Origin of the sequence: Shewanella sp. SG44-6, assembly GCF_014164185.1 — a bacterium.
GTDB lineage: Bacteria > Pseudomonadota > Gammaproteobacteria > Enterobacterales > Shewanellaceae > Shewanella > Shewanella vesiculosa.
Genome location: NZ_JACJER010000033.1, coordinates 1 through 14,438 on the forward strand (window position 1 = coordinate 1; position 14,438 = coordinate 14,438).

General features: G+C 39.5%; 14 protein-coding genes and 1 tRNA gene. 8 read left to right on the plus strand and 7 right to left on the minus strand.

Translation table 11 applies throughout. The features are described from left to right. The 4 genes from H5185_RS08040 to nagB form a co-directional block, all read left to right on the plus strand. Positions 1 to 863: sodium:solute symporter family transporter (locus H5185_RS08040; RefSeq protein ID WP_404948450.1), on the plus strand; the 863-nt coding region annotated here is incomplete at its 5' end. Positions 864 to 894: 31 nt separating this feature from the next. Further along, a complete protein-coding gene (locus H5185_RS08045) occupies positions 895 to 1,614 on the plus strand; it encodes an N-acetylmannosamine-6-phosphate 2-epimerase (protein ID WP_182741780.1) in 720 nt (239 codons plus the stop codon). Then, the gene (locus H5185_RS08050; protein ID WP_182741781.1) at positions 1,611 to 2,495 is read left to right on the plus strand and encodes an ROK family protein; all 885 of its coding nucleotides are present in this window, start codon (positions 1,611 to 1,613) and stop codon (positions 2,493 to 2,495) included. The genes H5185_RS08045 and H5185_RS08050 overlap by 4 nt, the downstream gene beginning before the upstream one ends. A gap of 33 nt (positions 2,496 to 2,528) precedes the next feature. Further along, positions 2,529 to 3,329, plus strand: coding sequence for a glucosamine-6-phosphate deaminase (gene nagB, locus H5185_RS08055; RefSeq protein WP_182741782.1), 801 nt, complete (start codon positions 2,529 to 2,531; stop codon positions 3,327 to 3,329). Positions 3,330 to 3,787: 458 nt separating this feature from the next. Here nagB and H5185_RS08060 read toward each other — a convergent pair whose 3' ends face one another. Continuing rightward, positions 3,788 to 4,705, minus strand: coding sequence for a dihydrodipicolinate synthase family protein (locus H5185_RS08060; RefSeq protein ID WP_182698409.1), 918 nt, complete (start codon positions 4,703 to 4,705; stop codon positions 3,788 to 3,790). Between the two features lie 17 nt (positions 4,706 to 4,722). Further along, positions 4,723 to 5,859 carry an N-acetylglucosamine-6-phosphate deacetylase gene (nagA, locus tag H5185_RS08065; RefSeq protein ID WP_182741783.1) on the minus strand — a complete coding sequence of 379 codons (1,137 nt, stop codon included), beginning with the start codon at positions 5,857 to 5,859 and terminating at the stop codon, positions 4,723 to 4,725. A gap of 467 nt (positions 5,860 to 6,326) precedes the next feature. Here nagA and H5185_RS08070 point away from each other — a divergent pair, with 467 nt between their 5' ends. Continuing rightward, complete coding sequence (locus tag H5185_RS08070) at positions 6,327 to 7,298, plus strand: DUF4862 family protein (protein WP_182698411.1); 972 nt, start codon at positions 6,327 to 6,329, stop codon at positions 7,296 to 7,298. Between the two features lie 326 nt (positions 7,299 to 7,624). On the opposite strand, the gene H5185_RS08075 is transcribed toward H5185_RS08070, so the two are convergent. Continuing rightward, positions 7,625 to 7,709, minus strand: a tRNA-Leu gene (locus H5185_RS08075). A gap of 349 nt (positions 7,710 to 8,058) precedes the next feature. Between H5185_RS08075 and H5185_RS08080 the strand changes: the two genes are divergently transcribed. Then, entirely contained in the window at positions 8,059 to 8,190 is a 132-nt protein-coding gene (locus H5185_RS08080; protein ID WP_011635995.1) for a DUF3149 domain-containing protein, read from the plus strand. A gap of 173 nt (positions 8,191 to 8,363) precedes the next feature. On the opposite strand, the gene H5185_RS08085 is transcribed toward H5185_RS08080, so the two are convergent. Beyond that, positions 8,364 to 8,975 (minus strand): superinfection exclusion B family protein, encoded by a 612-nt coding sequence (locus tag H5185_RS08085; RefSeq protein ID WP_124017285.1) that lies wholly within the window; start codon positions 8,973 to 8,975, stop codon positions 8,364 to 8,366. A 229-nt stretch (positions 8,976 to 9,204) separates the two neighbouring features. Here H5185_RS08085 and H5185_RS08090 point away from each other — a divergent pair, with 229 nt between their 5' ends. Then, positions 9,205 to 10,785: an ATP-binding protein gene (locus tag H5185_RS08090; RefSeq protein WP_182741784.1), complete on the plus strand. Its 1,581-nt coding sequence runs from the start codon at positions 9,205 to 9,207 to the stop codon at positions 10,783 to 10,785. 26 nt (positions 10,786 to 10,811) lie between these two features. Here the strand turns inward: H5185_RS08090 and tcdA are convergent, their stop codons facing one another. Then, positions 10,812 to 11,615, minus strand: a complete 804-nt coding sequence (tcdA, locus tag H5185_RS08095) for a tRNA cyclic N6-threonylcarbamoyladenosine(37) synthase TcdA (protein WP_404948451.1) — start codon at positions 11,613 to 11,615, stop codon at positions 10,812 to 10,814. A 797-nt stretch (positions 11,616 to 12,412) separates the two neighbouring features. Between tcdA and H5185_RS08100 the strand changes: the two genes are divergently transcribed. Further along, complete coding sequence (locus H5185_RS08100) at positions 12,413 to 13,441, plus strand: porin (RefSeq protein WP_182741785.1); 1,029 nt, start codon at positions 12,413 to 12,415, stop codon at positions 13,439 to 13,441. A gap of 164 nt (positions 13,442 to 13,605) precedes the next feature. Here H5185_RS08100 and H5185_RS08105 read toward each other — a convergent pair whose 3' ends face one another. Both H5185_RS08105 and H5185_RS08110 read right to left on the minus strand, forming a co-directional pair. Then, complete coding sequence (locus H5185_RS08105) at positions 13,606 to 13,923, minus strand: putative quinol monooxygenase (RefSeq protein WP_182741786.1); 318 nt, start codon at positions 13,921 to 13,923, stop codon at positions 13,606 to 13,608. Between the two features lie 14 nt (positions 13,924 to 13,937). Beyond that, complete coding sequence (locus H5185_RS08110) at positions 13,938 to 14,396, minus strand: GNAT family N-acetyltransferase (protein ID WP_182741787.1); 459 nt, start codon at positions 14,394 to 14,396, stop codon at positions 13,938 to 13,940. Positions 14,397 to 14,438: the final 42 nt, after the last annotated feature.

Sequence of the window (14,438 nt, forward strand, 5' to 3'; positions counted from 1 at the left end):
CTGTAACTATGATGATAAAGCAGGCTATCGCACCAAGAATTAACACAACGGTTTGTAAGGTGATTGTTATTGGTGGTATTGGCCAAAATTTATCGAGCTACACTGCCGATCAAGCCGTAGTACAACGCTATATGGTGACAAAAAATCCGAGTGATGCCAGAAAATCAATTTGGGCAAATGCAATAATTGCAGCCCCAGGAGCATTATTATTCTTCTGTATTGGTACCGCGCTATACGCCTTTTATCAAACACATCCAGAAAAATTAGACCCTACCATCCAGATTGATCAAATATTTCCCACCTTTATTGCGACTGAACTGCCAATTGGTGTTGCGGGTCTTATTGTTGCGGGAATTTTTGCGGCCGCCCAATCAACAGTATCGACCAGTATGAACTCTATCGCGACGACGTTAGTAACTGACTTCATAAGGCCTTTTAATTTAGTGAAAACTGAAAAAGGTTATATGAGTGCTGCGCGCTGGCTAACTTTTATCATGGGAATACTCGGCACACTTGCTGGACTGATCTTTATCGATCCAGAAATCCGCTCACTTATGGAAGCTTATTTTAAAGTGATCGGCATGTTTATGGGCGCATTGGGTGGTCTATTTGTATTAGGCGCCTTAACCAAAAAAGCCAACTCGTTTGGCGCGATAACAGGTATTTTAGCCGGTGTATCCACCATGATATCTGCATGGCAGTTTGGCTGGGCCGACGGTTACCTATATGCAACCATAGGTATAATGTCATGTTTAGTCGTTGGCTATATTGCCAGTTTATTAACACAAACGTCCAAGACAACGAACAAAGACTTAACTGGGCTAACCTTATATACCATGCATCCAACCCCTATTAAATCGTGATTAATATTCAAATAGCCTTTAGGAAATAAGTATGACAATAGTAAATAAAATTTTAGAAAAGCAACTATTAACTTTATTAAAACAGTCGTTAATTGTCTCTTGCCAACCGGTTGATCACGGCCCTATGGATAAGGTTGAGCATGTTGTTGCTATGGCGTTGGCCGCCGTAGATGGCGGCGCAAAAGGGTTAAGAATCGAAGGCGTCGAAAATGTTAAAGCTGTAGCCAAGGCAACCAGCACACCGATCGTTGGCATTATTAAAAGAGATTTAATAGATAGTCCAGTTCGCATCACCCCGTTTATTGAAGATGTAAAAGCCTTGGCACAAGCCGGAGCCAGTATTATCGCGTTTGACGGTACACAAAGACAAAGACCAGTACCAATGTTAGCGCTACTTGAAGCTATTCATAATGCAGGCTGTATTGCCATGGCAGATTGCGCAGACTATGAAACTGGCCTCATGCTGGCACAACATGGCTGCACTTTTATTGGCAGTACCATGTCTGGTTATACTGATTTGAATCCCCCGCCCCATGATCCCGATTATGCCCTCGTCGCTCATTGGGTTAGCCAAGGGTTAAATGTTATCGCAGAAGGTCGCTATCACTCTCCAGAAAGAGCAGCTAAAGCGATTAAACTTGGCGCCTTTTCTGTCACTGTCGGCTCGGCAATCACCCGCGTAGAACATATTACCAAATGGTTCGCTACTAGCATAACAGAGGCGTTGCCTTCAATGGAAACAACAATATGATCATCGCAATCGATATTGGTGGTACAAAAATATCTGCTGCACTGATGGATAATAATGAAATCATTGAATCAAAAAAGACTGATTCGATTGTTCATCACGATCTCGATAATTTAGCGAGTTATGTGGTTCATTTATGCCAAGACTGGATTGAAAAAGCACAAATAGTCGCCGTAGCCTGCACCGGACAAGTTGGTAAACATCAAGTTAACTTTCTGTCAGCCAAACAAGCCCTACCCTTACAGCAGCAGCTCAAGACAGGATTTGGGCTGCCCGTAGTTATTTTAAATGATGCTGCAGCGGCTGCATGGGCAGAATATTGTTTAGGTCCCAAAAGACAAGACAGCACCTTAGTTTATATTACGGTGTCGACCGGAATTGGCGGCGGCATTATCCAAAATGGTCAGTTGGTCACTGCTAGTGATGGTTTTTGTGCACATATCGGTCATATGTCAGTTAATTGCCCCACGGCTCTTAGTGTTCAATGCCATTGTGGCCGAATCAATTGCGTCGAAGCTATTTCATCGGGCACATCAATCGCCAGGCAAGCATCAACAATTTTAAAGACTGCTGTTAGCTGCAAAAACGTGTTCGAACAGCATCTGTCTCACCCAGAAATAACCACGCTACTGGACCAATGTGCTGATGCGCTCGTTGATTTAATTGCGAATATTAAGGCTCTTACAGGTACGACTGTGGTTGTCTTAGGAGGAAGCGTCGGGGATGCATCAGCTTTTAAAGAAAGAGTGGCAGCTAAAATAGCCAAGTTACCGATGATATATCAAGTTAGCTTGGTCTCGCCTATAACAGGAGAGCATGCGGATCTTATCGGCGCAGCCATGTATGCTCAAACGATAAATGGCTTCAATGATGGTACTCAATAGCCGCGACTGAAATGCTATTTTATTGGAACAAACATGCAAATTATTATTTTAGATAATCCCGACCAAGTTGCAACTCATGCTGAACAATGGGTTACAGAAGTTATTAAACAAAAATCAACTCCAGTTTTAGGCCTAGCCACAGGCACCACCCCTATTCAACTTTATAAACGGCTAGTACAACGCCATCAAACAGCACAGTTAAGCTTTGCTAATGTCACGACATTTAACCTTGATGAGTACCATAATATTGCCGCAGATAATGCACAAAGCTACCGCAAGTTTATGAAAGATAATTTATTTGATCATATAGACATTGACCAAAATAAAACATTTTTACCTATCTGTCAGCAAGATCAAAACCCACGTATTCAAGGCCTTGCTTACGAGAAAAAAATTCGCAATGCGGGTGGGATTGATTTGCAAATATTAGGCATAGGCGCAAACGGACATATCGGCTTTAATGAACCGACTTCGAGCTTAGCATCTCGCACAAGAATTAAAACCTTAACCAAGCAAACGTTACAAGATAACAGCCGCTTATTTGATAAAGATGAATACCAACCTACGATGGCGATGACAATGGGCATTGCCACCATTCTTGACGCTCGTTATGTGTTACTGATGGCGACAGGAACAAATAAAGCAGCAGCAGTAAAGCAAATGATCATGGGACCTGTAACCGCTATGTGTCCCGCATCCGCTTTACAAATGCATGAAAATGCGATCATTCTGCTAGACAAAGAGGCTGCATGTGAATTAAGCGATCAAGAGTATTTTATTTGGGCAAACCAAGAACACCAAAAAATTAATCAAGCCTATGGACTATTCATCTAGATAACTTATTTATAGTTCACTCATAGTTCATTAATATTTAGTCGACTAAATATTAATGAACTTGGCTATACAGGCACATGTTTTCATAGCAAAGCACATCTAATCTCTCATCACATACCAAATAAATACCAAGCTCTCCACTAATTGCCACTCGGAATCTATAGATCGCTCAATTGGACCTGCAAGGTAATATTAAGCAAACCCTGTTCGCCATGATGAACTGTCTACAGAGCACATCACTGAACAGTAATTATTACCGCCCAGATTTACCTACCCGACTATCTTGCATAAAAAAACCACCAATAATATATTGATGGTTAGATATGACGCACTAACAACAACTTCACTTTAAAAACACTACAATATAAAAATCTTCGCGTTCAAACTTTTTTATATATTCCTAAAACCTCATGCTAAATAATTAATATTATCTTCTAATACCAAAAAGATAATTATTATTAGTTATTTTTGTCATGCGGCATGTGTTCCATAAAGCCAGCCGCTGTCATTTTAGCAACAACATCCTCTTTCTCTTGGTTAGAAAGCGCACTAATTGGCAAGCGAGGATCACCAACATCGATACCATGTAACAACATAGCAGCTTTACCGGCAGCAACTCCCCCGTATTGTACCAGTGGACGAATGAGAGCAATAACCTTATCCATGAGGGCAGCGACAGCCAGCTGATCACCCTTGTTAAAAGCAGCAATAATATCCAAATAGAGTGGCGCAGCATAATTATAGGTACTTCCTACTGCACCTATCGCGCCAACAGCAAGGCCACCCGGGAGAAACTCATCAATCCCAAATGGAATATCAAATTTACCATCACACACTCGTACACATCGTTGATACTCATAAAGATCAACATGGTTAAACTTAATACCAGCCAAGTTTGGAATCACCTTATCAGCTTTGATAAGAAACTGTTCCATATCAAACATCACCCCAGACATACCTGAATGGTAATAATAAAATGCTTTTGTCGGTGCTGCTGCTGCAATAGTGGCACAGTAATCAACAAGGCTATCAAGAGAACTCGGTTTGAAAAAACAAGGCGCAATAATCGAAGTGCCAAAAATATCGAGGGTTTCAGCATGTCTTGTTAATTCAAGTGTATCTACAATGGATAAGGCACCAGTATGAACTGTAATACTGAGCTTTCCTTGTGATGCCAAAACCCAACGCTCAACAATCGCTTTACGTTCAGCAACAGAACAGTTAAGGCCTTCACCTGTTGTGCCACAAATATAAACACCTTTCACGCCTTGACGAATAAGAAGTTCAGCAATGCGATCGATGACAGGAAGATTAACTTCACCGTTGCTATCAAATGGCGTATGAGGGGCGGAAATTAATCCAGTCAGTTTTTGCATTATAAATCTCCATAAATTTAAAATATTTTTTTGCCGCCAATCCAGGTGTGGCTAACGTGCAAGGCAGAGTTATTACCGCATTCAAGCACGGTAAAATCTGCATTAGCACCTATGGCAAATTGCTGTATGTTGTCATTTATTCCAAGAAAATTAGCAGGGTATATACTCGCCATTCTTAGCGCCTCCTCAAGAGGTATATCAAGCATAACTTGAGCATTATTGACTGCCGTGATCATATCTAATGCTGAACCCGCTAATTGACCTGTTTGGCTCATCAACTTATCGCCTTCAAGCACAATTTTATGACCATCGAACTCAAACACCTTTTGACTACTGCCAATGGTTGACATCGCATCAGTGACTAACATCATTTTGCCAGAGCATTTAAGCCTATTTGCCAACTTTGCCGTTGCCGGATGAACATGATGACCATCAAGTATCAGCCCACACCAACTGTGCTCATCGAGTAGTGCCGCACCAACCATGTTCGGCTCACGAGATGTCAGTGGTGACATCGCATTAAATAAATGAGTAAAACCAACAGCCCCAGCAGCTAGTGCTGCTTGGGTTAATTCAAAACTGGCATTAGAGTGGCCTAAGCACACTTTTACATTGTGCTGAGTTAATCGCTGTATTTGCTCACTTGTCACATGCTCAGGTGCCAAGGTGACCACTTTTATTCCTAAATCATCGCGACAATAAATCGCTAATTCCTGCTCACTTAGGGGCCTTATATGCTTGCTGCTATGTATGCCTTTCTTGGGCTCACTGATATGCGGTCCCTCAAAATGTACACCTATAACACCATGGATCTCTTGCTTGATTGCTAGTGCGATCGTATCAGCGGCAGCACTTATAGTTTCAAGATTACTAGTGATCAGCGTCGGTAATAATCCTGTGGTCCCATACTTACTATGTGCCTCAACCATTGCTTTAAGCGTTGATAAACTCGTGTCATGGTTAAATAAAAAACCTCCTCCACCGTTGACCTGTACATCAATAAAACCCGGAGTTAGTAAGCCTGAAACCTTAATAAGCTTGGCGTTATTAACCACATCAAAAGCGATAACCTTGCCATTTTCAAAACTTATCGGTTGGTTATTAGTGATGCTTTTTCCATCAAATAATTGTTCGGCAATTACAGTTGTTATCATGACTTCTCGACTTTACGTTGCTTCATACAAAGTGTTTTGCGAACTCAACAAGGCTTTTAAAAAGTAGCCCTACTATTGGCAGAACAAATCACAGGTACGCCATCAACCTGTTATACCAATATACCTTTTGATTTATTTTTGTCAAAATAAAAATCTGTCAGCAACTAAGCCGCATGATGAAGCTGTTTGAAAAGCAGTATGTTGAGCAACAGTTAAGTGTCTAAAATCCTTCCCCTACCAGTTACTTGATTGGAAAAATATATTTCTTAAAAATCTTACGTAAACATTGCTGTTAGATGTTCATAGAGATACTTCTGCTTTGGCCATGAACGATTTTCATTCGATATTAATGAGATATTTACCATCCAACTCATCAGAAAAATCCAAAAGCTGGATTGCATTACACCAACTCAAGTGGTGTAATAGGTATACCTGCAGCGTGATCTGCTTATTAAGGCTAATATTTAATGGAATATATTATTGGTGCGTATGCCGCAGCACCTTCGACCCAGCAATGGGATCAAGAATTAGAAGCGAGTTACTACCAGGGGCTAAAATTACAAAGTAATATCATTGGCTTAGAACACCCCTTTGTGGGAAAGCTGCATCCTTATGATGATGAATGGTTTCTTAAGAATATTGATGAGAATTGGCAATTCATTTTTACATCAATTCCAGGGGTGATGGGGCAGATTGCTAAAAACCCGCATTTTGGCATAGCCTCCACCAATGAAACAGGTAGACAAGCTGCACTGGCTTTTTACCAACAAGCACAGCAAGCTATATTTAAATTAAACAATCACTTAAAAAGAGAGGCTGTAAGCTTTTTAAAAATACATACAGCACCAAAGATAACTGAAAACACACAATCATCTATTCAAGCTTTGCAAACATCGCTTGAAGCCATGCAATCATGGAACTGGTACGGCGCAAAACTGGTCATTGAACATTGCGATGCACATATCGCAGGGCAAGAAGCTGAAAAGGGCTTCATGCTATTACAAGATGAAATGACGGCGATTACGCACGTTAACAGTAAACTGAATAGTGATATTGGTATCAGTATCAATTGGGGGCGTTCAGCTATTGAAACACGTAATACCGATGGCCCCTTGCAACATACTAAACAAGCTTATCTCAGCGGCTTGTTAAAAGGGATCATCTTTTCTGGTACCTCAGATATAGACGGCCCTTATGGGCAGTGGAAAGACACTCACATGCCTCCAGCACAAGCCGTATACATTCCCAGCTTTGCAGAAAACTCTTTATTAACGATGGAGCAAATAGAAAAAACCATGCAACAGTGTGATTACAAGCAACTGAAGTTTATTGGTGGAAAAATTTCATTAAGCCCAAATGAGGCAAATGTTGACCAACGAATTTCTTATTTAAAAAGCCTAACAACATTGCTCGATCACGTACTCGAAATAAAATCATGAGCAATCTATCAATCATTTTGGCCAGCCAAATATAATCTATATGAGATATGCCACATGTATTTCTGATTAAAAATTTACTTTAATGGTTTGTATAGTGCATTTTACCCATTCTAGCGCTTAGTATTTGAGTGTATTGCGCAACATAGTGACAAGTAAATGTTTAACTCAGTTTATACCGGAAATGGTGTATAAATAGATAACATGTCAATTTACCGACTAAAGAATGCAATGGCTTGCTAACGTATTAAAGTGATGAACTTATCACTGTCACCTTAAATTATAGGCATAAAAAAGCCCCGTTCGATTAAGAACAGGGCTTTAAATAATGGTACCTGAGGTCGGACTCGAACCGACACGCCGCGAAGCAGGGGATTTTGAATCCCCCATGTATACCAATTTCATCACTCAGGCAAAGACTTGTAAGCTGTATTTAGCTTTGCAAAAAAATCTGCTGTACGCAAATATCTTTGCAAAACTAACCACTCAATTAATCGACTTATGTTGTCACAATTGAGTGTTGGCGATTATACCTTTGCATTTAATAATCGCAAGTACTTTACCTATTATTTCTATAAAAAACACTCAATTGCTCAAAAGTCATTCATAGTGCCAAATAACAATGGCTGATGGTTTTTGTGAGCTAATTAGCAGTTTCACACAAATATAACATTATCACTGCTGAAGATTGATCAAGATCAGTATCACGACAGAGTTTTGACTTTATGATGATCATGATTTCACATTCCAGAGGATAAATATCATGGCATTTTGGTTAGATTTAATGTTTGGTAACGCAATAGGATTACTATCGATGACTGTAATCTTTTGTACCTTTGGAATAATGTCTTATCTAATGTGGATGTTTATTGTGAAGTCTGCACCTACTAAGTGAGTCTCTAACTAGGCTAAGTATTTTACTGCTTATTATTTCATGATCAATATGGATTCTTCCTTGCGAATCATACATTGGCGATAAAACACATGGAGTGTTTTTATGTCAAGTTGGGGGCTATATGGCCCCCATTTTTTTATTTATACCAATCAAATACTGCACAAAATATTAAATTAAGCGGCATGCTTGCGTGATTGAACCAAGCCATTAATAAAATGTGGACGTGTTTTGATTAGATAGGTCATTTCCTCAGCACTCGGCTCACCTGCTGGTAAACGTAATACATCGCGATTTAAATAATTTCGCGCCGGCATCGATATCTTGTATTCTGCCGTTGGTCCTTGAATCGCATAGTGGCGCTCATTTCCAAGCATCTCAAGTATACTGCTATGAACTAGATTTTTAACTGCTAGCTCATTTTGCGGCAGGGTTAAAATAGTCTGTCCCTGTAAAAAGAATTCGCGTAACAAGGCTCGTTCTGCCGGATCGAGTAGCTTCACTTTTGCTTCGATGGTTTCTACTGTGCGTTTTTGGCGAAAAAAAACAATAGACTCATCAACCACAAAGGCAAAAATTTGACTTAAAAAATACGCGACTCCCATTATTAATCCTAAGCCAATAAACTGACCATATTGATTGACTAGGTGATCTAACGATAAAAACGCCAGTAAATCTTTAGGCGCAAACAGTAAACTAGTACATGTTACAACAACCCATGTCATAGCACTTACGAATAAACGTTTGCTATTAAACAACTTTATTGAACCTACTTTTATTTTCATCATAGCTTACCCGCAGTGTCAGATTTTTGATCATACTGACTTAAAGCAAAATATATGCCATAAAAAACATCACTAACATTATCTTTATTTACACCATTTCAATTCCATATTAGGACATTCAAGCTATGCTTGAATAAAATTCAGAAAGTTGGAATTAACACTAGCGCAACAAGCTGTAAGCTCGTATTTTATATGTCACTCATCATTGGTAATTAATCACATTGAAGAAAATATGCTGATATTCATACGACAATTGCTCCAGAGCCCTATTGCCCGAAAGTTAACACTGTCTATCGTGGTGTTTAGCTCTTTGATTACGATTGTGACGACAGCTTATCAGCTCATAAGTGATTATCAGGAGGATGTGAATAGAATTGATCGCGTATTTTCAAGTATAGAAGCGGTAAATTTAGAAGTATTAGCATCCAGTGTTTGGGTAATAGACGAAGACTTAATTAACACTCAACTCTATGGTTTAAGCCAATTACCTGACATTAAATATATTTCTATCCGTGATGACAGTAATCAAGAATGGCATTTTGGTGAGTATCAGAAAACGGCCGTTATCGAAAAGCAATTTCCGTTGATTTATACCAACAATGAAAATATTCCTGTTGGGACCCTTACAGTACAAGCCGATCTCAATGCTATTTATGATCGTCTGTATAATAAAACAATACTGATTTTACTGTCCAACGCGATCAAAACCTTCTTCGTTGCAGGTTTTATTTTGTTTTTGGTCTGGTTCAATGTCACCAAACATCTGCGCCAATTAAGCCAATATTGTGATGAAATTAGCTTAGAAGACCCCTTTACGCCATTAAATTTTAACCGTAAGCCACAACGTGACGAGTTCAGTTTAGTCGCCGAAGCCGTCAATACAATGCAGCAACAAATTCGAGGATCTTATCAAGATCTGCAGCAATCAAAAGTCGATTTAATGCATGCCGTTGAAGATCGAGATCGCTTACTATTATTAGAGCGTAGTTATAAAGATGAACTTGCTCGCCAAGTAAAAGAGCAAACCAGAGAACTTGAACAATCACTGCAAATGTTAAAACGAACACAACAAGTGCTGATAGAAAAAGAGAAAATGGCCGCATTAGGAGGATTAGTTTCCGGCGTCGCCCATGAAATTAATACCCCGATAGGTATTTGTTTAACGGCTGCAAGTTCACAATTGGCTTATGTAGAAGATCTGATCAAGCTTATCCATAGCGATCATGCCACATTAGAACAAATCAATGGGATTTTAGAGCAATACCAAAAAAGCAGTCAGTTAATTGTGAGTAATATCACTCGTGCCAGTTATTTAATCCAGCAGTTTAAATCTATTGCGGCAGAACAAAGCCAAGAAAAATACACTCTATTTAATCTTAATCACCAATTACGCGATATTACCGACTCAACCTTAATGATATTTTCGCCGCAAAAGGTTGAGATAACAGTCAATATTGATGAGCAATTGCAGGTTTACACTAATTCCAGCCTACTCTCCCAAGCTATTAATAACGTGATATCAAATGCATTTTTACATGCATTTAAAGATACCTCACAAGCGAAGATCTGCATTAATGTAATTACTAAACCTGACACTATTGATATCGAAATTCAAAATAATGGTGCGCTTATTCCAAGTGATATTGCAGAGCATATATTTGAACCCTTCTTTACCACCGCTCGCCACAAAGGTGGTGTCGGCTTAGGGCTCGCAGCTGCATTTAATGCAATTACTCAGATAAAAGGTAGCATTCGCTATGTTGCTATGTCACCCCTTGGAGGACCTATGTTCGTGATAAGCGTGCCGCGATAACATCAGTAAAGCAGCACTTAACGATGCTAAACTGTTCTCGCGGCTAATTTACTCAGTACACGACTCACAGCAACAAAAGCAAATGTTCCCGTCACCATAGTAATGGCGCCAAAACCAGAAGCGCAATCCATCCGCATACTGCCTTGTGCTGTTTCCTTAGTGTTGCATACGCTGCCATCAGCTTGAGGATAGACTAGATGTTGGGTCGAAAACACCGCATCTACCGCAAAGCGGCGCTGAATATTTTTAGTAAAATTATAATCTTTACGTAATATGTTGCGCACTTTTGCCAACAATGGATCTTGTACTGTTTTAGCCAAGTCAGTCACTTGAATTAAGGTCGGATCGGTTTGGCCGCCAGCACCACCAATAGTCACTAGGGCAATTTTATTGCGCTTACACCAAGCAATTAAACCTGCTTTAGGTTTTACCGCATCAATACAATCAATCACATAATCAATATCACCACCCTGTGAGGCTGGCTTAAAATACTCCGCCAGATTGTCTAAAGTAATAAAATCTTCTACTTCATTAACCACACACTCGGGATTGATTTCACCAATACGTTTTGCCATAACCTCGACTTTTGATTGGCCGATAGTAGAGGTTAATGCATGTATTTGGCGATTGGTATTGGTAACACAAATATCGTCTAAATCGATAAGGGTGATCTGTCCTATACCACTTCTCGCTAGGGCTTCAGCGACCCAAGTTCCGACGCCACCGATACCCACAACCACCACATGTGCTTTTGAAAAAGTCGCGAGTGCTGTTTGGCCATATAAACGGCCAACACCAGAAAAACGATGAGTATAAGATTCTGACAACATTGGTTACGCCCTAATTAACGACTATTTTTTCGCGGCTAATTTTAAACGATTTATCGCCAAAGCTAAACGTTTGTCACGATTTGCTCGACATGAATCTGATTAAGGTGGCAGTTCAAGTTATTCATAAGCATCTGATGTAAGCATTTACTGATAATGATCCACATCAACTTGGATAAGTGTTGCGATAAAGCAATCAAAAATAACCTGTGGTTAAACTATCCAAATAAAACTGACACTTTAGTTACTAAAAAGTGGATTGATACCTCAAGAGCACGTCTATTACGAATTAATACAAGCAATTAATCTTCGCAATAAGCCAGGAGCAGCATTTTGTAGTGGTCAACAATAGCCTCACTCTGGAGGTAATCAAATACAAATGGGTCGCTCAAACTAATCGATTATCACAAAACGCTTAAAAAATGCTTAATTTATGACCTTATTAGACTAAAGAGATCAATTTATCATTCAATATTCGCGATGATTAAATTAACATGGGCTAAAATACAATTCTGCAACTTTTGTGGTTGAGCGCTAGCCGATTTTACATAAATAGGTACGCCCCAAGAGGCAGATTTAAGACATATATTGATTTAATTACACAAATGGTCGCTGATATCACAGATTTATCGACAAAATTTCAAGTTGGGCTTGTTTATTTGATCTAGCCCACACTATGAAGGAACTAAATCTGTGAAAATCTGCACCAGATTGTTACAGAATTAAATCTGCGACAAACTTCACTAACTAAAACCATGAAAAATGGAATATAGAACATAACGTTCTAGGGAGCATGAAAGATGAAAAAAACCTTAATCTCTGCATCGGTAGCATCAGTACTCACATTAGTTTCTTTCGCTACACTTGCTGAAGGCCCAAGTTTCTATGGTCGTTTAGATTTAGCTGTGACTAATTCTGATAAAGGCGCTACAACTCAAAATGGTAAAGAAGGCACAGTATTAGAAAACAACTTTTCTAACTTAGGCGTAAAAGGTAGTGAAAAGTTTGCTAACGGTATTGAACTGTTATACCAAATGGAATTCCAAGTTGAAAATACCACTCAAACTGCAGGCAAAAATGGCAGTGACGAAGTCGTATTTAAAGCGCGTAACACATTCTTAGGTTTAAAAAGTGACGCTGGTACTGTGTTAGTCGGCCGTAACGATACAGTATTCAAACAATCTGAAGGTGGCATAGATTTATTCGGTAACTTTAACGCCGATATCGATCGTATGATTGGTGGCCAATTACGTAGAGCTGACGGTATTTGGTACTACTCACCAGTGATTGCTGGTTTAGTCACATTAAACGCAACTTATTTAATGGATGACAACTACGAAGGTTCAGATGAAGACCAATATGCATTAAGTGCAACCCTTGGTGACAAAGGTCTTAAAGCACAACCTTATTATATTGCTGCAGCTTATAACACTATTGGTGGTATTGATGCTTATCGTGGTGTGGCGCAAGTTAAGCTAGGTGAGTTCAAGCTTGGTGGTTTATACCAAAATACTGAAAGCCAAACCACTGATCAAGAAGGTGATTCTTTCTTCCTTAACGTATCTTACAACCTAAACGGCGTAAACTTAAAAGCTGAATACGGTCAAGATGAAGCTGGTTTTGGTAGTTACTACAAAAATATTAAAGAAGCGACAGGTACTGACGTAAACATCACTCAAATTACTGTGGGTGCTGACTATCGTATCTCTAAGTCAACCTTAGTTTATGGTCACTATGCTATGTATGAAGGCGACCACAAAGTCGGTACAGCTACTGTTGATTTAGAAGATGACAATATCTTCACTGTTGGTGCACGTTACGACTTCTAATCATAGTGCTAGCCGCTTCGGCTTAACAGCATAAATGATTAAAAATGCCAGTCTATGTAGACTGGCATTTTTGTATTTGTAATATCATCATTACGATGTGGTCATCAGATGTTAAACAGTGATTTAAAATTATGCTGTTGCACTTTACGATTAACAACCGTCAGCTAAGCAATCACTTCATTGAACACTTCAACATGATGTGACTCAACCAACTCTGGCATCACATGGTGAAAATAATGCTCAATCGCATCTTTAGCGCAATGTTGATCAAACGCAGCTCGGTCGACAAATTTTTCCACAAAGGCGACTTTATTGTCATCATCTATACTGATATTCAGTTCATAACGAATACAGCCTAGCTCACGTCGTGTATCTGGAACTAAACTTGCCAATGCAGCCACTAAGGCATCGCGTTTTCCTGCTTTAGCGGTAAATTGAGCGACACAAACAATTTGTTGGGTGTTTATTGCGTAATCTGACATTATTTTTCCTTAGATTAATAAATTAACAGCATATCTAAATGCTCAATCCCATCTTCAAGATACACCGCAGAATTAACCACGAAACCATGCTGTTGATAAAACTGACGTAAATAATCTTGCGCACCGATTTGGATATTGTCATTGGGCCAATGTCGTTTGGCAATACTAATAGCTCTTTGCATTAATTGATTAGCAATCCCCTGACCCCGTGTTACTTTCGCCACAGCAACACGGCCAATACTGGCCTGAGGATAACTCAGACTAGGTGCTAACACACGACTATAGGCCACGACATGGCCAAGCTCGTTCAGCCCAAGTAAGTGCCTTGTTTGCGGATGTTTGTCTTTACCATCTAACTCAGGGTACGGACAATTTTGTTCCACCACAAACACATCAACTCGAAGTTGTAATAACCCATAAAGTTGTTCCAGCGTCAATTCAGAAAAGCCAACATCTACCCATTGTAATGTCATCACAAACCTTATTTATCCCTGCGCTATACGCCATATTAGCAT

What these genes read in the sequence shown, in the direction of transcription:
- H5185_RS08045 (WP_182741780.1), top strand. Translation starts at nt 895, where the DNA reads ATGACAATAGTAAATAAAATTTTAGAAAAGCAACTATTAACTTTATTA.
- H5185_RS08050 (WP_182741781.1), top strand. Translation starts at nt 1,611, where the DNA reads ATGATCATCGCAATCGATATTGGTGGTACAAAAATATCTGCTGCACTG.
- nagB (WP_182741782.1), top strand. Translation starts at nt 2,529, where the DNA reads ATGCAAATTATTATTTTAGATAATCCCGACCAAGTTGCAACTCATGCT.
- H5185_RS08060 (WP_182698409.1), bottom strand. Translation starts at nt 4,705, where the DNA reads ATGCAAAAACTGACTGGATTAATTTCCGCCCCTCATACGCCATTTGAT.
- nagA (WP_182741783.1), bottom strand. Translation starts at nt 5,859, where the DNA reads ATGATAACAACTGTAATTGCCGAACAATTATTTGATGGAAAAAGCATC.
- H5185_RS08070 (WP_182698411.1), top strand. Translation starts at nt 6,327, where the DNA reads ATGGAATATATTATTGGTGCGTATGCCGCAGCACCTTCGACCCAGCAA.
- H5185_RS08080 (WP_011635995.1), top strand. Translation starts at nt 8,059, where the DNA reads ATGGCATTTTGGTTAGATTTAATGTTTGGTAACGCAATAGGATTACTA.
- H5185_RS08085 (WP_124017285.1), bottom strand. Translation starts at nt 8,975, where the DNA reads ATGATGAAAATAAAAGTAGGTTCAATAAAGTTGTTTAATAGCAAACGT.
- H5185_RS08090 (WP_182741784.1), top strand. Translation starts at nt 9,205, where the DNA reads ATGCTGATATTCATACGACAATTGCTCCAGAGCCCTATTGCCCGAAAG.
- tcdA (WP_404948451.1), bottom strand. Translation starts at nt 11,615, where the DNA reads ATGTTGTCAGAATCTTATACTCATCGTTTTTCTGGTGTTGGCCGTTTA.
- H5185_RS08100 (WP_182741785.1), top strand. Translation starts at nt 12,413, where the DNA reads ATGAAAAAAACCTTAATCTCTGCATCGGTAGCATCAGTACTCACATTA.
- H5185_RS08105 (WP_182741786.1), bottom strand. Translation starts at nt 13,923, where the DNA reads ATGTCAGATTACGCAATAAACACCCAACAAATTGTTTGTGTCGCTCAA.
- H5185_RS08110 (WP_182741787.1), bottom strand. Translation starts at nt 14,396, where the DNA reads ATGACATTACAATGGGTAGATGTTGGCTTTTCTGAATTGACGCTGGAA.